The sequence below is a fragment of the Verrucomicrobiota bacterium genome (assembly GCA_021294815.2).
Classification (GTDB): domain Bacteria; phylum Verrucomicrobiota; class Verrucomicrobiia; order Opitutales; family LL51; genus LL51.
The window spans coordinates 341,150-363,194 of record CP095464.1; the positions used below are offsets into that span (position 1 = coordinate 341,150).

Sequence of the window (22,045 nt, forward strand, 5' to 3'; positions counted from 1 at the left end):
AGCATGTTAGATTTAAAATGGATCCGTGAGCACCGTGAGGCGGTTAAAAGCGGGATCGCGAAAAAAAAGTTCGCGTGCGATATCGATGCTTTTCTTGCCATCGACGAACAGCGTCGTCAGTTGATTACGCGTATCGAAACGTTGAAGTCGAACCAAAATGCGCATAGTGACGAGATTAAACAGCTCGATAAAAAGTCGCCGGAATTTCAAAATAAGATTCAGGAACTTAAAAAGCTTTCGGATGAGGTGAAGCAACTCGAAACAGAGCTAATGGCGATTGAACAACAGTGGAAGACCCTTTATCTCGCGATCCCCAATGTCCCCCATGAATCGGTTCCCATCGGTAAAAATGAAAAAGATAATGTCACCATTGCGACTTGGGGTGATCCAAAAGCGGTTTCTCCATACGCGGTCCCCCATTATGACATTCCCTGGTTTTCGAAATTCATCGACTTTCCACGCGGTGCTAAGGTCACCGGTGCAGGTTTCCCATTTTACGTCGGCGACGTCGCCCGTGTCGTTCGTGCCCTAGTAACGTTTTTTCTCAATGAGGCGAAAAAGAATGGCTACACCGAGTTCATGACACCGATTATGGTGAACGCCGAAAGCGCGACAGCTACGGGACAACTCCCCGATAAAGAGGGACAGATGTACCATGCCGAGGTCGAGGATTTTTATATGATCCCGACGGCCGAGGTCCCGGTAACGAATTTTTTCCGTGACGAGATTTTTGACGAATCCGATCTTCCGATATATCGTTGTGGGTATACACCGTGTTTTCGTCGCGAAGCGGGAAGTTGGGGCAAGGATGTTCGCGGCCTCAACCGCCTACACCAATTCGATAAAGTCGAACTCGTGAAGTGGACGCACCCCGATCAAAGCTTCGAGGAACTCGAAAAACTTCGCCATGACGCCGAGGGACTTTTACAAAAACTCCAACTCCCCTACCGCGTGTTATCGATTTGTACCGGGGACATCGGATTTCCGCACAGCAAACAGTACGATCTCGAAGTCTGGGCCAGTGGGCAAAAACACTGGCTCGAAGTCTCAAGCTGCAGTAATTTTACCGATTTCCAAGCACGTCGCGCCGGGATTAAATTCCGCGAACGGGCTACCGGAAAATCACTCTTTGTACATACCCTCAATGGATCTGGTCTCGCCGTACCTCGTGTTCTCGCTGCAATTTTAGAAAACAATCTCCAGGCAGATGGAACGGTGTTGCTGCCCGAAGTGCTCCAAGCTTTCGTCGGAACCGATCGTATCGGTATCGTATCGCATTAAAGGAAATCCATCCTGGAGGGCACATGTCGCTACACCACGAGTTACAGCAGACGCAAACACAACAGGCCTCGCCTGCGATGCTACAGTCGCTCAAGGTGTTGCAGCTCTCCGCCCCTGAGTTGGAGCAATGGGTCGATCGCGAGATCGCTCAAAATCCCCTACTCGAGCGCGTTTCTGATTCGCCCTCTGAAACGCCTCAAGACTATACATATACTGATGGCTCTTCGCCAAAAGACCACACCGCTTCCTCAGGAACGGATTCGCAGGCCTACCTTGCCGCCATCGCACAGCCGCCCTCTTTTCAGGAATTGTTACAAGAACAATTGACAGACGTCGATGGTGAGGTGCGCGAATATCTCGAACTTTTAATTGAAAACCTCGATGACGATGGATTTTTATCTCCAGAAACACTCCAATCGCTCGGATTCCATCCTGCCAACCATCTAGAATCAAAAACACAAACACCATTTGTAAGTGATAATCCCGTTCACCAAGAGGCGTATGAAATTCTACGTACGCTTCACCCTCGGGGGCTCGGTGCGGTTGACCTCAAGGACTGTTTACGGCTTCAACTTCCCAAAACGCACCCACTGATCCGTCTGCTCAACGAGGCGTATGAAGATGTATTACATCACCGCTTTGCACGATTACAACGAAAGTACCGCTGCACACCGGAAACACTCCGCAACTGGTTAGCGCCGCTGAGAAAACTTATTTTTTCCCCAAAAAAATCACTTAGCAACGAGGCCTCTCAATTAATCACACCGGAAATTATTTTTTCCCAAAACTCTGATGACCCTTGGACCGCAACCGTCGCCGGTGCACCCCATATTCGTCTACGTTCTGCTTCAGATGTTGAGCGTCCTGCTCTTTCCAATGATCTTAAGCAAGCGCGGTGGCTGATGCGGGCATTAACACGGCGGCAACAAACACTCGAGGCGATCGCCCAATACATTTTAAATTACCAGCGTGACTTTCTCGAACACGGGATAGCCGCACTCCACCCACAAAGCATCAAGCAGGTCGCCGAAATACTTCGTCTCAGTCCTTCGACGTTGTCGCGTGCCGCACAGGAGAAATATGTCCAAGTGCAACATCAAATCATTCCGCTGAAAAAATTTTTCACCCACGGTAATGGAAATTCGCTGGCACCCTCGCCTATTGTTTGTGAAGCGATTCAAAAACTTATTATCCAGGAGTCGTCGCTCCATCCGTTAACGGACGAAGATATCGTTAAAAATTTACAAAAAAAGGGAATTGCGGTCGCCCGGCGTACAGTTTCAAAATATCGGCAACAGCTCGGAATCCCGACGTCTCACGTGCGTAGAATATTTCCACAGGCAACGCGATGATCTCTGCCAACGAACTCTTATCGGTCCCTCATCTGGCAATCCTTGGTACTTTGCCAGACACTATCCGTGGATTCTGGAACGACGCGCGAACGCTAACGCCGGGCGATGGATTTCTCGCACTTAGGGGACAGCGTGACGGTCATGAATTTTTAACGCAGGCGTTACAAGCGGGCGCCGCTTGTGCGATTGTTGAAAATCCCAACCCCAATATTCCACTTCCGCAGATCCAGGTCGGAAATGTACTGGAATTTGCGCAAAAAGTCGTCAAAAAGCACCGCCAAAAATATCGCATTATTTCGGTAACTGGAAGTTACGGCAAGACCTCAACCAAAGAATTTCTACGCCGCTTTTTCGGACCGATGGCTTATGCGACACCCGAAAACCTCAATAATATTTTGGGTATCACGATTTCCCTGAGTCAGATGGATCAGGAACGCTTTGGGATTCTCGAAGCGGGCATCGACCGTCCCGGCGAGATGGCGCCGATCATCAAACTCCTCGACCCAGATTGTTCCATTTTTACTGGAATTGCGCCGGTTCATCTCTCGCAGTTTCAGGATTTTCCACAACTAATTGCTGAAAAGGCGCTAATTTTATCGTATATGTTGCAACGGCAACGCCCCTGTGTTATTGCGGCAAAATGCTGGCCTTTGTTGAAAAAAAATCTCCCGGCACCGGATGCCTCGCTGACCCTCGTCGGTGAGGTCGAAAATTTTCCATCATCTTGTAACTATACACGCCTTACGATCGAAAAAAAATCACCAGCAATAGAAATTATTCTCTCTAATAACTGCTTTGAGACAAAAAAATTCTACTTACCGGCAATACCCCACGGACAGATCGAAAATTTTGCACTCGCAGCAACGGTAGCGAAACTTCACGGAATCTCGGACGAAGTTTTGCAAGAACGCGTACAGCAATGGCGCCCGACCGCACTCCGCGGCGAGACATTTACGTTTCGAGGCCATCCGGTCTACCTTGATGCGTACAATGCCAACCCAGCAGCGATGCGCGACGCCCTCGATTTTTTCGATCAGCAATACCATGGCCGTAAAATTTATGTACTGGGCGGTATGCGCGAGCTCGGAGTTTTGGAGAAACGCGAACATCAGGCACTGGCGGATTACTTTAAGAATCATACAGGCGACACGATTATTGCCGTTGGCCCCGAAATGAAGGCGTTTTGCCGAGCGCTTCCCTCGGAGATTGGGGTGGCCTATTTCGAATCTGTGGAGAAGGTGCGGCCACACCTTCTAAAAATACTCGACAGCAGCGATAATCCCGTTTTTATCAAAGGGAGTCACACCTATGCACTTTGGAAGCTCGTGCAATCAGCTTAACTTTGTGAAAGTTTCACGAAAACATTACCAGAGCATCAAAATCCGTACAAAATGAAAATTCCAGCGGGAAATATATTGACAAACCTTCAGAATCGAAGAGAGTAGCAGTTAAGGTATTTTGTGCCGATAAAAATATTTTTACAAAAAAGGTTATGAAAAAAGGAAAAGAAAAAATGGGACAGCTAGTAGCACGCTATGGCTTGCTGGCAGCGTTAGGTCTCGGCAGCGTGTCTTTCGTTTCGGGAGCTCCTGCGGCACCGGCGCCAGCACCGGCCGCTCCTTGGGATCACGGAAGAAATGTCAAGTTTGAGCGAGTCGGTCAAGCGGCTCCTAATGGTAGGGCTGTTGAGTATGAGCTTAAGGGCAATACCCCGAAGGCAGATACTAAGACGGTAGTAGTCACCAAGGGCATTACTAAGGCAGAGGCTGGGACACTTCTTCAGTCGTGGTTCAAAAAGACAGATAGCTCGCAGAGAACGGTTGATTTGGTAGACAAGGCTATTGGTAAAACAACTCTCAACGATGCCAAGGAAGCTTTGAAGATCGCGAAAGATATTGCCAATGGGGATGCGGCGTTGACGCAAAAAGTCGATGACCTCTCGCAGAAAACCGAGTGGAAGGATGATGAGAAGAAGGCGTTTTCGCAGCTTTGTTCTGACTTGCAAGGGAAAGGCTCGGCGGATCAACAAAAGAAATTGTCTGATGTCCTTTTCAAGAAACTTGAGGACAGTGACCTACCAAAGGACATCACCGAGACCCGGTCTGTTAAAGGGGGAAATGTTGTCTTTGAACTGAAAGATGCCACCCAAGCGGGGAACAGTGCTGCAGCGGCGATTTTTGATGCAGCAGGCCATAATGTTGTCGCAGACTTTAGTGGCGATGGAGCCAAGGAGATCGAAATCCTGGGCGAGAATGCCAAAACTTTGTTTAAGAACGCTCCGTTAGACGTGGCCCATTTTTCCCAACCGGCTAACCTCGCGCACCTCGCCGTTCAGGATCAGCCCGTTGCGCAAGCTAATGCGGGACTCACATCGATCGCTGGTGGTGGTAACGGAACCATAACGGGTGCCATTACGGCTATGGAAAACACCGTTAAGAATGTCGCCGCGGTTTGGTACGCTGATGAGATTTTAGACCCCGCTAAGGGTGCTATTGCGCGGATTGAGCATGAGCTGTTGAACGGCAACGATGATAATACCGTTGTTGCTACTGGCGTCAAACTTGGAGCCATCGGAGGAACGGGAATTGAAACAAAGGGTACCTGGGCAGCAGGCAATGCTGGTGGTTTGGCCATTGAACGGAGTGATGTCACTAAGATTCTTACCGTATTCAAGGAACTTTTCCAACAGGTTCAGGATCGGGCCAGCGGGAAGACAGCTGGAGGGGGGACGTTTGTTAGTCCGACCCAGATTGATACACTCCTAAAGGAAATTCTCAACAATAGTGCCGATAGACACGCGACCTACACAGGGGAGAATTTTGTAGCAAAACCTAATATTGGTCTGCCTAATCTTGGAGCTACAACAGTTGCGCTCGGAGGTAACGCAGGGTATGCGGGGCATGAAATTTTTTATGCACTCAATAATCAAGGTGCAGGCGCGCCAGGATTGGACGGGGCTACAACGGTTCAGGCGGTTCAACGTCTTGCGGAGCTTGTTTTGAAAGCAATCCCTGATGCGACTAACTTGCAACCGACATCGGCGACGCAGGGGCTCGTTCACCCAGATGCGAAGCTTCCCGGATACTATACCAGTATTTACCAGTTGCTCGACAGTGCGAATGGTGGCTTATTGAACGTGACGGCTGATTGTGTCGCGGCTGTCGGCGCTGCTGGTGCTGCGATGGATACATACACGGCCCGCAAGTTCGTTGAAGATATGAGGTTTACATCGAACCTCGTAGATGATCTTGGGGTGCGACATTTGACCAATGCACCTGCTATAGCTACTTACATGCCTCAGCAAACGGCAACAGATCTCAACAGCATCGAGGCTGAGGTTAACCAGAGGCACGGAAGTGGTGGGTTGTTCGAGGTTAAGTTCCCCGCAAATATCGCAGCGGGTGATCGTTTCTGCGCAATCTTCCGTCCGGAGTTCACAAACGACGCGAATGGTGACGGCGCGAACGTTTTTAATAACGATAGAACGCCGATGCGCGACGCAACTCATATTGTCGATTTGACGAATGACTACAATGATAATTCCGGAGTCACGCCACCAAATGGTAATGGAATCACGGCACTCGTTTCAGATCATGCAGATGCCCATGTTACCCTCGTTCTCGATGCCTCGTCGGGAGTTTACAAAGATGAAAACGGGGCCAAAGTACGCCAGGCCATAGGTAGAAATGTCGCATTTGGTGATATTATTACAGGCAATCCCGGCAATAATGGCTCGACGAAGGTTGTATTGATTAACCGGCTTACCAATAGCAGTAGAGAGACTAACGACTTAGGAAAGATTGAGGATAAGGATCGTCGCGCAGTTATCGTGAAGGGTGCTATCAAAGAATCTGCCACGGATAGCGATTGGAAGACGAAAAACACGAAAATCGATTTAGTGACGGCAGCTGATGGCTTACATGGTAACTTTTGGCATAATAAATTCGTCAATGTACGGACTTTGACCCTCGGCGCTCAAGCAGGTACGCTACTCAGAGACAATGCTACCGGTAAGGTAGCTTATATTAGTGAGGCCATGAGTGGTGGAGAAAATTCATTTCCTCAGGGATTGCGGGCAGAGCAGATCATTGCCAATAACGGGAAGAGTTCGCGAGTTAACGTTGGATCGGATGTGCCGTTTGATGTGAGGGAGGTTGTTGTAGAAAATAAGGGGACTGTCAGTACGTACAGACTAGGTGTTATAGAGCTCAAACCATCAAGCGATAAGAAGCATGATTTCGCAGCAAAGGACGGTGCAAAGGTTGCCATCCAAAACTCTGAAATCAAATTGATACCTTACGTTGAAGGTGATAAGTCAAGGATTTATCAGTTGCGCGCAGAGGGCAATGGTAGTGAGCTTTCACTCGCCGGGACCGCAGTTCGTCTCGGACAGATTACTACTAAGATGCTCAACGGAGTTGAAGTTGGATCGAGTGCTCCTGAGAATTTGCCAGGGGTTGTTGAGATTAAACCCGGCGACGCAGATGCAGTTGCCAGGCTTGATTGTGATACCCGTCACACGCTCAATCCAAAGGGAGAGCTGGCGACGCTCGATGCGCAGCTAGAATTAGATTCCAATAAGGGCGTCAACGGTGTTCGTGTTAGTGGGCCCGGGGCGTTGGAAATTCTCGGAAGCGACGGGACACCTCAAGAGGCGATTCTTAAGGTTACCGGAATAGAAAAAGGAAATGGTCTTGGTTGTATCCTCATTTCAAACGAGGCGGCAGTGAAGTTGATCAAGGGCCACCTCCCGATTGAAGGTAATGTTTTGGTGAAATCGCTTAGCGTTGGAAAAGACACTGAGTTGAAACACTTAACAGGTGATATGACGGTGAAGGAACTTACTACCGTTGAGGGTACTTTGGATGAGGCCGGAGAACTTCATTTGAAGGATCTCGAGCTCAAAAAAAGCGGTATACTCAAAGGTACAGAAGCCAAAATTTCGATTGATGGAAATCTTACCGACTGTAAGGGTAAAGTTGACCTTAGCGGCGGTGAAATTACCTGGAAACAAGATCTTGCACTTGAAAATAACGGTGAATGGAAGCACGTTAAGGTGGATGTCACTTTTGAGGGAGGCGTAGGTGCGGAGAGAAGCAAAGTCTCCTTTACCAATGCCGATGGCAACAAAGTCGAGTTTAAGAAGGGCTTGATGCTCGGGTCTGGTAGCGATTGGAAACTCTCTGGAGGTGAGGTTATGGTGGGAGAAGACGCGGCGTTAGATAGCGCCAAGTTTTCTCTTGATGGCTGCAAGACGACCGTCGCCGGAGACTTCAACGTCAAATCTAAAGGTCACTTGAAACTCGATGGCGGTAGCTTCGATGTCAGTGGAAAGTTCTCTGTTTCCGACGCGGAGGTCTTATCCAACACGGTAACTACAGTTAAGGGATTAGAGATTCTTAACAATGGTAAGATCCAACACGATAGTGGCGATTATACCATTGATGGTGATGCTTACTTCGCTGGACAATTCGATGCATCGAAAAATACTCAGGGGAAGTTGAAATTCGTGAAGAAAGATTCAGTTCTAACGTTTGAAATTACTCCGATTTCTGACGATGGAGCTCAGTTCCTAGGGACTATGATCAACACCAATTCAGAAAGTAGCGTTGAAGGCGTTGAGAACGTGAAGGAAGTTGTCATATCTGATGAAAACTTCGTAAAGCTCTATGGTACGGATCATGCAGAAGAGGTATTGAGAAAGCTTGATAAGATTGTATTATTCAGTCAGCTATCCCCTGATGCGGCGAAGACTCTCATAAGCAAGCTCAATACAGCAAATGCTGTTATGCTGAACTATGTAGGTGCTGTGGGAAGTATGGACTTGGTGCTTAAGAACGTTACCAGTCGAGATGATATGAGTCTTCTCACAAGGATGTACGGCAGCGATTTTGACCCCAAGGGTCTCCCTCCTAGTATTATCAAGGCGCTCGCAATGAAATGGAGAAAGGGTACTAAGAACGGCGGTGCGGTCGCTTTCACGCCCAATGGTGATGGAACCGTGAGTGCAGCGGGTGACATCAAAGCGGAAACGCTCTTTGCCTCAGCGATAGATAAGCTCATCGAAGGTGATGTAAAAAATGCGAAGAAACGTCTTGAGACGATTAATCGTTCGGCAGCAGAAGAGAATGCGCGTGGTGTAATGCAGCTTGCGGATTCAGCGCGGCGTACAGCGTATAACAATCTCGATAAGTTCTTGGAACCTTCAGCGCATTACAGCATCTGGGCTTCAGGCTTTGGGGATATCGCTCGTCAAAAGGTCTGTGGTTATAAAATGAACTACGATATCTATGGATTTGAGGCCGGTATCGATGCAGCCCTCAACAATTACTGGACACTGGGTCTCCTCGGAGGTTACGGTAAGGTGAACGGCAAGTTCAAGGGTGAATACAAGCTGAGTGGTGCCAGTGATTACCTCGATAAGTGCGATACGAAGTCCTACTTCGGTGGTATATACGGCATGTGGTCCGACTTTGTCCAAGACCTTGAGATTAAGTTTTCGCTCTTGGCAGGTCACGCAAAGTTCGGTGAAAAGCGGAATGTACAGAATCCATTCACCAAAAAGAATACAACAGACTTCGGTACGAAGGGCTTCTGGATCAGCGGTAATGTCGATGCAACCTACAAACACTGGGATGTTGTTGGTATCAAGCTTGGACCTTGGGCTTCCTTGAGTTTCACGGATGTTCACCAGAAGGAAGGAATTAATCCTCTCTTCGGCAAGGATGACATCAAGATTAACGACGGCAAAGGGCAGATTAATCGGGTCGCTGAGAAGTACAACCGTTATGCGCCTGAGTTGACCGTCGGTGTCGCCGCAGATTACGATAGCCCATTTGGGTTGTTGAACCTTGCGATGGGTTACAAACGTGACTTCCACAAGCTTAGTGGTGGTTCTATTCACTTGAACACGCAAATCCTCGATGCGGAAGGCAAGGTAAAGGATGCATATAAGGCGGACCTCGGTAAGAACAGCAATCGTTCTGGTCGTGACTCCTTTGTTGCTCAAGCGAGCTACAATATGGAGTATGGCCCGGTCGGTATTGCGCTTGGTGTTCGCGGTCAAGTGGGTGATCACTTCAAAGACATCGCAGGCTCCGTTTCGGCGTCCTACTCGTTCTAAAAATCAGAGAACATTATTTGTTCATAACGCGACAGGTCCTTCGGGGCCTGTCTTGCTTTTCACTGAATGGTTTTGAGTTTACCTTTCGCTTTACTCCGGGACTGCTTTCGTATCCTCAACAAACAGCACACATGAGCTCTGTTCTCGCGTTAGGTCACGACATCGTCGAAATCGCCCGTATCCAGGCGGCATATGAGCGCTACGGTCGAAAATTTCTCGATAAGGTTTACTCTCCTCAGGAGCAGATTTATTGCCTTCAACAAAAGAACCCCTACCCTTCTCTCGCGGCACGATTCGCGGTTAAGGAGGCTGTCGCAAAGGCCCTTGGATGTGGCATTGGAAAGCGGTTTACTTGGAAAAGCGTGGCGACAACTAATGATGCCCACGGGAAGCCGCAGGCATTTTATGATTCTTTAGGGAAGACACTACTCCAAGAACTCGGAGTTCAGAAAACTTTACTCTCCATTACACACACTCAGACACTTGCCTCGGCGGTCGTCATTTTGGTACGCTAGCTACAGGACAACAACATCGTTATCAGCACTGACGCCATCGAACGGTGGTGTTGCCGATACCTCCGATGGTGGTGTCTGAGACTGCGCCGGTGGAATTTGAGACTGAGGTGGCCCTGAAACTTCAACGGGAATCTCCAAGGACTTCACTCCATCGGCACTCAAAACCAGCGTCCCCTTCGCGGCATAATCTCCGCCGGTGATGTTAACGCTGACGGTACGCTCACCAGCCATAAACTGAATATCCGGCATAATGATGTCGTCCGGAATATCGGTCTCTGCCTTGATGCTCAGGCCCTCTGAGGGTGCGGGATTATCGAGCATAAAGACTAGCAATTGGCTCTCGCCGGGACGCAAATAAATGGACTCCGAACTGCAGTGAAGGTTTGAAATATCGACAAAAAAGTTCCCCGCTGGAAGTTTTTTCCCGTTCGATAAAAGGCATACCTCATATTCACAACCACAGTCGACCGCGGGTACCGTAAACTCGATGGCCCCAGTCGAAGGACACTCCGACTCAACAGCGCGATCGCCGAATATTACCTGGTCGGTTTGCGCTAAACCGCAACCTACAAGACTTACACGCGCGCCTATAGGACCGCGATTCGTGTCGAGCGCAAAAATATACTTGTTGGTCACCGTCGTGAAAAAGAGCTTCGTTTTTGATTGCCGCGAACGCCCGCGCCGGCTCGTCACATACTCAACCTCGTAGTAGTACGGGATCTTGCCGATGCCGTCGAAGTGGTAATCGTACACAAACACATTGTTGCCATCGGGATGCTGCATCATCTCGCGCCGCTCACCATCGACAACCACATAGGGCTGCAAAACGTCCTCAGGTGACTTCCGACGGCCACCATAGCCATTCTTGAGCGCCATTGTTAGCGTGTACAAGTTCGACTGATTTTGGGGGATAATACTCGGCGTCATATTGAACATATCCTCCTCGACCGCACAGCCTGCGAGCGATACCACACCCATCGTAAAAAGAAAATTGCGCCAATTCATTGGGCCTATAAAGTAGTGAGTGATTTGTGAATTCGCAAGGAAAACTTTACACTCCGCTCGGTTTGTACGTCCATGTACCGTTTTGCGCCGTGCCGTGTGCGTACTGCGCTTTTTACAAAGAGCGGCCGACAAAATCGTCTCTTGAACGCTATATTACAGCGATTTGCCAGGAAATTTCACAAATCGATGACTCACGTGCATTTGACAGCATTTACTTTGGCGGTGGTACACCAGGGATTTTACCAATTTTTGCCATCGACCAAATCGCTGATACCATTCACCAAAGACTGCATCAAGAACCAAAGGAATGGACCGTCGAAATCGCGCCTTCGACCATTAGTCAAGAAAAGTTACAGCATTGGTATGATGCGGGCGTCAATCGCATCTCGATGGGGATTCAAAGTTTTCAGCTAAAAATACTCCGCACTTTAGGGCGGCGTCAAACACCTGAAGTTGTGCGAGAGGCATATACGATGATTCGCCAAGTCGGATTTCAAAATGTCGGTCTCGACCTCATATTTGCAGCACCTGGACAAACTCGGAAACAACTTTTACAAGACCTTGCCGACGCGGTTGCATTAAAACCGGAACACATTTCAACTTACTGCCTGACGTACGAAGCAGAAACTCCCATGATGCAGAAGTACGGTGATGGTGCCGACGAGGTGCGCGATAGCGGCCTCCATGAACTCATTTGCGCAACTCTCCCCCAATATGGCTTTCAGCAATACGAGATTTCGAACTTCGCATGCCCCGGATTCGAATCGCTACACAACCTCAACACCTGGCGTATGGGTGACTGGATCGGTGTCGGTCCTTCTGCCAGCAGCCAATATCGCTCCCGGCGCTACACCAATGTCGCAGACCTTGAACGTTGGTCGCAAGGGGTTTCTCATTACAAACCTGAGCAAACTGATATCGTTGAACTTACACCCGAGATGCTCGCACTTGACCGAATTATTTTTGGACTTCGTACGACGGAAGGCGTCTATCTTGATGATAATGTACATGCCGCCCTAGTCAGCGACTATGCGCAGCAAGAATTATTACCTCGTGGATTCGCCACATTACAGCAACAACAGCTTCGATTAACCCCAAAGGGCCGATTGCTTTGCGACGCAATTACACGGGAAATTTTTTGCCGAGTTGATTAACTGTCGGGTGCGTAAATGACCGCTGCGGGACTATTTTTTCCACGTTTCGCAAAGCGGCGCACTGCTTTCAATCCTGGAGGTGGTGGCAACTCGATATCTACTGGCATCTCAAAGACGAGGCGTGATTGCGACGTCGGAGTAAGGTACTGCGCAAATCGTGTGAGCATCGCCGAACCATATGCCCGCGCTAGTGCGTAGGGAGGGTCGACAAAAATGAGGCCAAAAGTCTCGCCGACATTTGCCGTCATCGCATCGGAATACCAAACCGGACAATTCACGTTCGTTTCTAGCTGCCGTTGGATCGTCGTGATATTATCTTCTAGAACGCGTGCGATTTTTGTGTTGTTTTCGATAAAAATTCCGCTTTGAGCACCTCGACTCCACGCCTCAAGGCCATATCCACCAACGCCGGAAAAGAGGTCTAAAAAGCGCTGCCCGATAACGCGCTCACCAAGAGAAGAAAACACTGCCTGCCGTAAATAATCCGTTGCCGGCCGCAGCGTATCCTCATCGATCGTTTTGAGGCGAATCCCTCGTGCAATGCCCCCCGTAATTCGCATCGTCAGAATCCGCTTATAATGCGGTCAATTGAAGCCACTTTTCAGTCGTATAAGGCCGAACGGCAGTCCGGAAGCGGCTATGTTCGCCGCTATATACCTGTTGCATCGACCAAAAATCTTCATCACGAGTACCACTGACGATGACGTAATCATATTCCTGGGCACAGCGAATTTCCATTTCCGCAGACCGTAGCCGCGCACGAATGTCCTCCTCTTTCTCAGAATTCCTTTGCTGTAGGCGTTCTTCAAGAACACCCAAGTGCTCAGGCATGAGAAAAATTGTTGTTACACAACCCAACCCCTGTAGTCGCTTCCGTACCTGGCGCATTCCCTGAATGTCGACAATTAGTAACGAATCGATTCCACGCCGGAGATTTGAAAAAACAGCCCCGATGGGCGTCCCATAAAAATAGCGCCGGTGGACATTCGCGTATTCTAAAAATTTGTCTTCGGCAATGTAGTGCAAAAAGGTCGGTTCATCGATGAAAAAATAATCGATCCCTTCCCGCTCCTCCGGCCGTGGCGGCCGCGTCGTTACCGTTACAATCCGCCGCAATGACTCCGCATTCGCCGCGAGTAGGCGCCTACAAACTGTCGTTTTACCGACACCTGCAGGGCCCGATACGATGAAAACCCTACCGAAGCTCACGCTCCCCTTCTGAGAGGTTTTGAGGGCGGTTCAAGATTATTTTTGTGTTTTTTTAAACGTCGTGGTGTCAGCCGTACAACATGACGTGAACGAACTTGCCATACCGCCTAAAATTAATTTCACTCCAGATATGGATTTGCGCGCCGTCATTCAAAGTCATCACGATTTAGCGGCGATTATTGATCTGCTCCGTGGTGCTGGGGGCCACTGCTACCTGGTTGGTGGCTTTGTCCGTGACGCACTTTTAGGCCGGGCGAGCGCGAATTTTGACCTCGAGGTTTTTGGCCTCTCTTCGCAACAAATTATTGATCTCTGTCGCCCCCGTTACGCAATCGATCTTGTCGGCAAGTCATATGGAATCTTAAAAATCCGTCAACTGGATATCGACATTGGGGTTCCTCGTCGAGAGGTTAAAACCGGCGATACCCATACCGATTTTCAGGTTCATGAGGACCCTGATTTACCCATTGAAGAGGCAATTCGGCGCCGTGATTTTACGATCAATTCGATCTACTACGACCTCGAAAATGACAACTACATCGACCCCTTTCATGGTCGTCGAGATCTAGAGCAAAAAGTTTTGCGCCATACCAGTGAACGCTTCGTGGAAGATCCGCTACGGGTCCTCCGTGGCATGCAGTTTTGTGCACGGTTTGACCTAACACCAGCGCCAGAAACCGTTGCGCTCTGCCAGACGCTTTCGCCCGCATACCTCTCCGCAGATCGGATTTACCAGGAATTCGTCAAGTTACTGCTTCAAGGGGAAGTCATTTCAAAAGGACTGAGTTTCCTCAAAGCTACCGGTTGGTCACAGTTTTTCCCAGAACTCCACACGATGATCGGTCTCAAACAAGACCCGATTCGACATCCTGAGGGAGACGCCTATCAACATATTTGCAACGTTCTTGATGCTTTTGCGCATTGCCGGACGCATAACCGAAATGATGATCTGACGCTGGGATTCGCGCTTCTGTGCCACGACTTCGGGAAAGCAACGACAACCTTTCAGGACGAAAAAGGGACACACGCCTACTGGCATGAGATCATCGGCATTCTTCCGGCAAAAAATTTTATGGAGCGGCTTGGCGTTCCCAAAGAGATCATGATCCAAGCCCTCACGCTCGTCCAATATCACATGGAGCCACGCCGGTTCTTCAAACGCAACGCCTCAGACGCCGATCTGCGTCGGCTTGCGTATAACGTCCGTCGACTCGACCTTTTGGCCCTCGTAGGTTATTGCGACTGCTACGGACGCGTCGATCACAACGAAGCAATCCGCAATTGGCTTTATTCCCGGGCAAAGGAATTAGGGATCCTCAAAGCGCCCCCGAAAGCAATCGTCCAGGGACGGCATCTCGTATCCATCGGTATCGTGCCCAGTAAATCGTATTCGCGGATTTTGATGAAGGCGTATTTTGCGCAACTCAACGGTGATTTCGATACGCTTGAGGATGGGCTTGCTTACGTTCGCAAGTTATCACTGGCCCAGCCAATGCAATCCGACCCCGAAACCGAGCGCTCGTCCATTTCCGTCTAGGGATGGGACTTTCACCGATTCATGTTATCGATTTTGAGGGAAACCTCCAATATGGCATCGTCGAATTCGGGGCCGCAACTCTAAAAGATAACAAAATTCAGGGCGTTACCGGCGCGCTCTGTCGGCCCATCGAAAATAGCGCTCGTGTTCAATGGCATTCGCGATTTCCCGATAATGAAAACGAAGCGTCATTCCGCACCTATTTGCCACTCTTTGTAGATCGACGAAAAAGTGGATACTTCGCTGCCCACCATGCGGTGACCGAAGATCGCCTACTCCGGTGCTATCAACCCTTTCCTGGCATTCAATCTGGTGATACCCTTACCTGGGGCCCATGGATTGATACACTTAAACTGTACAAATCTTACATCCGAGGCTTGCGTAGCTATAAAGTCGGCGATTTAATTCGCCATTTTCAGTTACAACCAGAGCTCGATGCTCATATGCGAGCGACTTCTTTCGCTGCTGATCAATTCCATCGCGCAGTCTACGATGCTATTGCGACTGCTGTGCTGCTCAAACACTTCATCGCACTCTTTCGTGTTACAGATGACATTTTTCTACTCAAGGCCTAACAAAAAAGCGCGCTCATGCGCGCGCCTCCTGCCTATGAAACAAGAAAAACAAAATTAATTCGAGTGGAAACCAGCCACGATTTTGTGTCGATCGCTCGGGATGGTACTGCCATCAGCCATATTACCTTTGTTGATCTCTTCGACTTGGGCACTCGTGTACACGCCAGCGCCTGGGTTCGCAAAGCCTAAATCCGTGATGTTCGCTTCCTCCGCAGGACCGTTATTGCAACTTGACCAAACCAAAATGTTGCTCTTTGAGTCAAGCGCTATACCGTAGGGATTATTCCATGGATCAAGAGGTTCCTTGCCGCCGAAAAATTCGGTCAGTGCGGCCATATCTTTGGGAGGTATTCCCTTTGTTGTCTTGTATGAGTAAATCGCATTGGCGACTGTCGATTGACAAAATATCTTCGCCGCTCCTTCTTTACCGCTGTTTTGGATGCTTCCGAGCGAGCTCATCATCACACCCGCCAAGACGCCGATCAGCGCGATCACGATCAAGATCTCGACTAACGTCATACCTTTTTTCCCATTCGTCCTACGTATATCCATAAATATTCCTTTCAACCTGCGGGCATTCTAGGCTATTCGGCGCCGGAAACAAGTCTTTTTTACATTTTACAGGAAATTTCCTGCGTTCTAGATACGGATCACGTCGGGCGTAAAGGAAACTGACAACTTATATGTCTGCCCCGGATGCATGATCAACGGATACGTCCGCGACAACTCCTGGAGGTAGTGGATTTTTCCGTAATATGTCCGATATTTAGGATCCTCTGCGACAGCCGCGACTTCCTGCCAGGTCAATAACATGTCATCATGTTCGACGACGGCTCGAAGGCTCTGTTCATCCAGAGCGAGATTATTCGCACCATACAGGGAATGCGGAGCACTGAGAGCGATCATGTAGCGGATATGTTCGACGCGAACCCGATTTTTTGGGGAAAACGTAAACTCCGACGTTACTTTGCCCTCGTTAAAGATCCACGACACTTTGCACGACGCTAGGTTCGGAACAATCTCCTCCTCAACCGTAATTAACTCGGGTTGTTCGTAGGAAAAGACAATGCTACCATGGCTTCCAAGGCCCGTGGAAAGCTGCTTACCGTAGTACGACGGAATAAATTTCTTCCCATCAATCGTGAGCTCAGGCTGCAAAATCGGAAGATGCTGTGCAACGGGCCAGTCGAAAACTCCTGGACAGTGCGGAAAGGCGAGACAATCGCTATTCGCTAAACCATTACCGCCAATCAAGGGCAATTGCAGGTCCATTCCGGTCTTCGTATCGCGATAGATGAAGAGTCCGTGTTCGTATTTCCCCTCTTTATTGAAAATAACCAGACGATTGCCGTTTTTAAACACCGGTACTCGACGGATTTTTGTAGTATCTAACGAGCTTTTTTTGGCTAGGCGTGACCACTGACATAGGTATCGGACGGCATCGAAATTCGCCCGGATACTACTTTGTTCTTCCCCAGAGGAGCGCTCCGCATCCCGAATCACCATATAGCCCTGTTCTTGGTCGATATACCGACAAAAAAAGTTCTGAAAGAGATCGAGAACAATACTCACATAGAGCGCTTGCTGTGTCGACGGAATCCAGTTATCCCGAAGCGCCTGTAGTACCGCACTGATACAGTACATTTGCGCATACGCCCCACAGTTCGGACCATAGGCCCAGCAAGTTCCGTCTTCACGAATCAGTTCTGAAATCAAGCGAAGATACTTTTCGGCATACGTTCTGAGACTCGGGAGTTTCTTTTCGATGAGAAACGTATCGGTATGGAGATGAAGCGCTTGACGGATAAATGAAAAATTAAAGAGCCCGGAAATATCAAAATCGCCCCCAATCCCCTGCGTGCTACTGTCTACAAAACCGTTTGTCGCCTCGTAGCGCTCGAGGTATCGGTCGACGAGCTTTCCGATACTATCGCGTTTCGTCAGCCGTAGGCTGTAGCGTGCAACTGCCCGAGCAATCTCGTAGATTGCGTTATTTCGACCGAGATCATCGTGCTGGAGTAATAAGTGATCAATTTTCTCACGTGTTTCCTCCGAAAGTTTCTCCCAAACGAGGTTACGTTCTTTCGCAGGCCCAAATGATAACACCGCAAGCGCGACGTACCCCATTCCCTGCGGACTTTGTGGTCCCGATAGTTGGTAAGTAATCGTCTTTGCGGCGAGGTCGATGAGATCAAAACCGACAAATTTCTTCTCATGCGTTAGCCGGTAATACTCGCCGAGTGCGAACGCGACGTGCGCCGATTCATCCCCTGTCTGCGGCTCGCCAGCGCCTAAACGAATGCTTCCGTCCTCATCGATGTACTCCAAATTATGGCTCAGGATCGAACGAGCCACGTCCGCACACTGCTCAGCAAAATTTTGCATTCTTTGAAACGCTTTAACGGCTTAATGTCGTTTGCAACAAAAGCAAGAATTCTTTATTATTTTTTGTCTTTTGTAAGCGCGATACTAGCGATTCAATCGCTTCCTCCGGCTTCATCCCCATAAACGCTCGGCGACAAATATTAATCGCTTTGAGTTCGTTTTCCGGTAACAAGAGTTCTTCTCGACGTGTTCCGGACTGCTGTAAATCGATTGCCGGGTAGATCCGCATATCCGCAGCTTTTTTATTGAGAACAATTTCCGCATTTCCTGTCCCCTTAAACTCTTGAAAAATAAGATCATCCATACGGCTACCCGTCTCTATGAGCGCGGTTGCGAGAATCGTCACACTCCCACGACCTTCTAAATTCCGTGCCGTCGAAAATAACATACGCGGTTTTTCTAGCGCTTTAATATCTACTCCGCCTGTCATCGTTCGACCACTAGAATATTGTCGGTTATACGCCCGGGCAAGGCGCGTGATCGAATCCATCAAAACAACCACATCTTTACCAATTTCCGCCAAACGTTTGGCACGCTCAATCGCAAGTTCAACAACCTGAATTTGGATAATTCGCAATTCGTCGTTCGACGAGGCATAGAGCTCCGCATCAACCGTACGCTGAAAATCCGTTACTTCCTCTGGACGTTCATCGACCAGTAACACCAATAATATACACTCTGGATTCTTTTTCCGAATCCCCGCCGCAATGTCATGCAAAAGTGTCGTCTTACCGGTTTTAGGTGGCGCAACAATCAGACCCCGTTGCCCATAACTGAGGGGCGCAAAAAGGTCAATGATCCGATGGCTTAGACGCTCTTCCTCATTTTCTAAGCTCAGTACGTGATTCGGAATCAGTGATGCTCGATCTTCAAACCGGGGGAGATTTTGTCGCATCGATGGATTTAGTCCGTCGATCTGATCAATCGAAATTACCCGAGGACGCGCATTCGGATCGGTTGATTCGACGCGTTGCATCTTGCCATCAATCCACATCCCCCGACGTAAACGGTAACGCACAAGAAGATCATGGCTCACAATCGGGTCTTCGCGCTGAACCTTGCCGAACGATTTTTCGCCGATAATGTTGCCGAAGCGACCGTTCGGTTCGATTTCCAAAATACCCGCTACGGGGATTGGTTCACCGATGAGTTTCGGGGGCGCTGACCGTCTTACATCTTCCCTCATTACAGACCATCACAGTCGTAGAATCCCCGCCGTGCAAGCTAAAAATCGGCACAGAGTTTTCGAAGGTCGAGGATACTATGGCTAATTTTCCCTTTTAGCAACGCAGCCATATCGGTTCCCGGCTCAAAGGAAATTTCCGGATGACTCGGCATCTGAAATCGACAAACACCCTGATCATCCGGTTGTTTATAAAGCGGACCGTAGATCGGGCATACAGAACCCCGCATGATATCACTCAAACGTGTATGCTCGACTTCCGTTTCTTCCGTCAAAGGATACGGGAAATTAATATTATGGACGACACATTCTTTGGATTTTACCGCCTCTTCCGCAAAAACCAAAGTTCGCTCGGCTGCGATTGCGATGCTTTTCATCAGGCCCGCATGGGACAAGAAATCGAACTTTTTTTGTAAAAATTGCCCATCCTGATCCGGAAGGCTCTGCGAAACCGCAATAGATGAAATGCCCCAAGCAACACCTTCCAACGCCCCTCCAACGGTCCCCGAACTAAACACAACCGGAACAGAAACATTCACGCCCCAATTGATCCCCGAAACAACGAGATCCGGTTGACGATCATGAATCAAATACGAAAGCGCGATATTAACACAATCTAAAGGTGTCCCCGAAATCATCCACGCGTCGCAATTAAGCTCTCGAAAAGACGTTACCTCAGGTGTCCGAGATAGCCCACAAGCACGACCGACACCACTCTGTTCCGTCGCCGGTGCCGCAATAAAAACTTCCCAACCGTGTCGCTGAAACGCCTGAGCTAGATGGTGTAGCGCCGCAGAATGAATGCTGTCGTCATTAGTTAAAAGAACTCGCACAGCGGAACTGTATTACGGATGGGAAAAAACTCAAGCGAAGATCCCTAGGTCGACGATTTTAGGATTTTAATGAACGCATCCTGTGGAATCGAAACCTTACCGATCTGTTTCATCTTTTTCTTCCCCTCCTTTTGCTTTTCCAACAGCTTACGTTTTCGCGTAATGTCACCACCGTAGCACTTCGCCGTAACATCTTTTCGGTATGCCCCCAGCGTTTCACGTGCAATAATCGTACTTCCAATCGCCGCCTGAATCGCGATCGCAAACATCTGTCGTGGGAGGATTTCCTTAAGCTTTTGGCAAAGTTCTCGCCCGCGCGTAACCGCTTTTTCTTTATGCACGATGAGTGAAAATGCATCAATTGCCTCGCCGTTGACTAAAAGGTCCATCTTCACGAGATTCGAGGTTTGATAGCCCATCAGCTCATAGTCCATCGATCCATAGCCCTTCGTAATACTTTTTAGGCGATCATTAAAATCGACCAGCACCTCATTCAGCGGTAACTCACAGCATAACATCACACGATGTGCATCTACGGTATCGGTTCGCACACAAGTACCGCGTTTCTCTGCGACCAACATCAACATATCACCTATCGATTCGTTAGGGATATGGATCATCGCACGGATCATCGGCTCCTGGATCGAAGCGATCGAGGACGGATCGGGCAAATGGAGAGGATTATCAACCACGAGCTCCTCTCCATCAGTCTTGTAGACGTGATACACAACGCTGGGATATGTGGAAATGACATCGAGGTTATACTCTCGTCGAATCCGTTCTTGGACAATCTCCATATGGAGTAGCCCTAAAAATCCGCACCGGAAGCCAAAACCAAGCGCCATCGAGCTCTCCGACTGGTAAACGAGCGCTGCGTCATTGAGTTGTAGCCGCGCGAGCGCCGCCTTGAGTTTTTCATAATCCGAGGTATCAATCGGATACAGCCCACTGAAAACCATCGGGTGCACCTCTTTATACCCCGGGAGCATCTCCGCTGCAGGATCACTATAGTGCGTGATCGTATCGCCAATCTTAATCTCGGAAACATCCTTGATGTTTGTGACAATATAGCCGACTTGGCCCGCTGTAAGCGTTTTTGTCGATGTCATTTGCGGAGAAAAAATTCCAACGTCTTTCACCTGGACACGTTGCTGCGTCCCCATTAAGAGCATTTCGTCACCGATTTTAACCTCTCCGGAAAAAACACGGAGATAACAGATTACGCCCTGGTAAGTATCAAAGACAGAATCAAAAACAAGGCATCGAGTTTGCGGATAATCACTCCCACGCGGAGGAGGAATTCGTGAGACAACGGCTTCTAAAATAGCATCAATCCCGAGACCGGACTTCGCACTCGCCATGAGCGCTTCTTCACGCGGAATCGCTAGAACGTCCTCGAGCTGGGTGAGGATAACATCCGGCTGTGCACTTTGAAGGTCGATTTTATTCAGGACGGGAATAATTACAAGTTCTTGTGCGATGGCTAGGTTTGCGTTGGCAACCGTTTGTGCTTCGATCCCTTGGGACGCATCAATTAATAATAGTGCTCCTTCGCAGGCTGCAATACTTCGGGAAACTTCGTAGGAAAAATCGACATGTCCCGGCGTATCGATGAGGTTGAGAAGAAATTCTCCGCCATTTGGGCTCTGGTAGCGCATGGTGACCGGATGACACTTGATGGTAATCCCGCGTTCACGCTCGAGATCCATCGAATCCAAGAGCTGATCCTGCATCTTGCGCTTTTGTACCGTATGGGTGGCTTCGAGGAGACGATCGGAGAGCGTCGTCTTCCCGTGATCGATGTGGGCAATGATACAAAAGTTCCGGATGTGGTTCAGCGCGCTCATCGCGTTGAACAGTACAATGCCGGCCGTATTTGCAATGTCAAAGCAG

The 22,045-nt window shown here is 49.1% G+C and carries 16 protein-coding genes; 8 read left to right on the plus strand and 8 right to left on the minus strand.

Annotated features, from left to right (window positions below; genetic code table 11):
• Nucleotides 1-3 precede the first annotated feature (3 nt).
• From serS to acpS, 5 genes are all read left to right on the plus strand, one after another.
• Complete coding sequence (gene serS, locus LW808_001630) at nucleotides 4-1,281, plus strand: serine--tRNA ligase (GenBank protein UPA28749.1); 1,278 nt, start codon at nucleotides 4-6, stop codon at nucleotides 1,279-1,281.
• A gap of 23 nt (nucleotides 1,282-1,304) precedes the next feature.
• Entirely contained in the window at nucleotides 1,305-2,633 is a 1,329-nt protein-coding gene (rpoN, locus tag LW808_001635; GenBank protein ID UPA28750.1) for an RNA polymerase factor sigma-54, read from the plus strand.
• Entirely contained in the window at nucleotides 2,630-3,973 is a 1,344-nt protein-coding gene (locus tag LW808_001640) for a UDP-N-acetylmuramoyl-tripeptide--D-alanyl-D-alanine ligase (GenBank protein ID UPA28751.1), read from the plus strand. The genes rpoN and LW808_001640 overlap by 4 nt, the downstream gene beginning before the upstream one ends.
• A gap of 152 nt (nucleotides 3,974-4,125) precedes the next feature.
• Nucleotides 4,126-9,756 (plus strand): autotransporter outer membrane beta-barrel domain-containing protein, encoded by a 5,631-nt coding sequence (locus LW808_001645; protein ID UPA28752.1) that lies wholly within the window; start codon nucleotides 4,126-4,128, stop codon nucleotides 9,754-9,756.
• Between the two features lie 131 nt (nucleotides 9,757-9,887).
• A complete protein-coding gene (acpS, locus tag LW808_001650; GenBank protein ID UPA28753.1) occupies nucleotides 9,888-10,271 on the plus strand; it encodes a holo-ACP synthase in 384 nt (127 codons plus the stop codon).
• Here acpS and LW808_001655 read toward each other — a convergent pair whose 3' ends face one another.
• Nucleotides 10,272-11,276: a hypothetical protein gene (locus LW808_001655; protein ID UPA28754.1), complete on the minus strand. Its 1,005-nt coding sequence runs from the start codon at nucleotides 11,274-11,276 to the stop codon at nucleotides 10,272-10,274. It abuts the gene before it with no gap.
• Between the two features lie 26 nt (nucleotides 11,277-11,302).
• Here LW808_001655 and hemW point away from each other — a divergent pair, with 26 nt between their 5' ends.
• Nucleotides 11,303-12,430, plus strand: a complete 1,128-nt coding sequence (gene hemW / locus LW808_001660; GenBank protein ID UPA28755.1) for a radical SAM family heme chaperone HemW — start codon at nucleotides 11,303-11,305, stop codon at nucleotides 12,428-12,430.
• On the opposite strand, the gene LW808_001665 is transcribed toward hemW, so the two are convergent.
• Both LW808_001665 and gmk read right to left on the minus strand, forming a co-directional pair.
• The gene (locus LW808_001665) at nucleotides 12,427-12,990 is read right to left on the minus strand and encodes an RsmD family RNA methyltransferase (GenBank protein UPA28756.1); all 564 of its coding nucleotides are present in this window, start codon (nucleotides 12,988-12,990) and stop codon (nucleotides 12,427-12,429) included. The genes hemW and LW808_001665 overlap by 4 nt on opposite strands.
• A gap of 13 nt (nucleotides 12,991-13,003) precedes the next feature.
• Nucleotides 13,004-13,639 (minus strand): guanylate kinase, encoded by a 636-nt coding sequence (gene gmk / locus LW808_001670; protein ID UPA28757.1) that lies wholly within the window; start codon nucleotides 13,637-13,639, stop codon nucleotides 13,004-13,006.
• A 130-nt stretch (nucleotides 13,640-13,769) separates the two neighbouring features.
• Here gmk and LW808_001675 point away from each other — a divergent pair, with 130 nt between their 5' ends.
• Nucleotides 13,770-15,176, plus strand: coding sequence for an HD domain-containing protein (locus LW808_001675; GenBank protein UPA28758.1), 1,407 nt, complete (start codon nucleotides 13,770-13,772; stop codon nucleotides 15,174-15,176).
• A 2-nt stretch (nucleotides 15,177-15,178) separates the two neighbouring features.
• The gene (locus LW808_001680; GenBank protein ID UPA28759.1) at nucleotides 15,179-15,751 is read left to right on the plus strand and encodes a hypothetical protein; all 573 of its coding nucleotides are present in this window, start codon (nucleotides 15,179-15,181) and stop codon (nucleotides 15,749-15,751) included.
• 54 nt (nucleotides 15,752-15,805) lie between these two features.
• Here LW808_001680 and LW808_001685 read toward each other — a convergent pair whose 3' ends face one another.
• The 5 genes from LW808_001685 to lepA all read right to left on the minus strand — a co-directional run bounded on the left by LW808_001685 (nucleotide 15,806) and on the right by lepA (nucleotide 21,999).
• Nucleotides 15,806-16,303 (minus strand): type II secretion system GspH family protein, encoded by a 498-nt coding sequence (locus LW808_001685; protein UPA28760.1) that lies wholly within the window; start codon nucleotides 16,301-16,303, stop codon nucleotides 15,806-15,808.
• A gap of 87 nt (nucleotides 16,304-16,390) precedes the next feature.
• Complete coding sequence (locus LW808_001690) at nucleotides 16,391-18,136, minus strand: hypothetical protein (GenBank protein ID UPA28761.1); 1,746 nt, start codon at nucleotides 18,134-18,136, stop codon at nucleotides 16,391-16,393.
• Between the two features lie 13 nt (nucleotides 18,137-18,149).
• Entirely contained in the window at nucleotides 18,150-19,322 is a 1,173-nt protein-coding gene (rho, locus tag LW808_001695; GenBank protein UPA28762.1) for a transcription termination factor Rho, read from the minus strand.
• A gap of 38 nt (nucleotides 19,323-19,360) precedes the next feature.
• Complete coding sequence (gene surE / locus LW808_001700; protein ID UPA28763.1) at nucleotides 19,361-20,152, minus strand: 5'/3'-nucleotidase SurE; 792 nt, start codon at nucleotides 20,150-20,152, stop codon at nucleotides 19,361-19,363.
• A gap of 44 nt (nucleotides 20,153-20,196) precedes the next feature.
• Nucleotides 20,197-21,999, minus strand: a complete 1,803-nt coding sequence (gene lepA / locus LW808_001705) for a translation elongation factor 4 (protein ID UPA28764.1) — start codon at nucleotides 21,997-21,999, stop codon at nucleotides 20,197-20,199.
• Nucleotides 22,000-22,045: the final 46 nt, after the last annotated feature.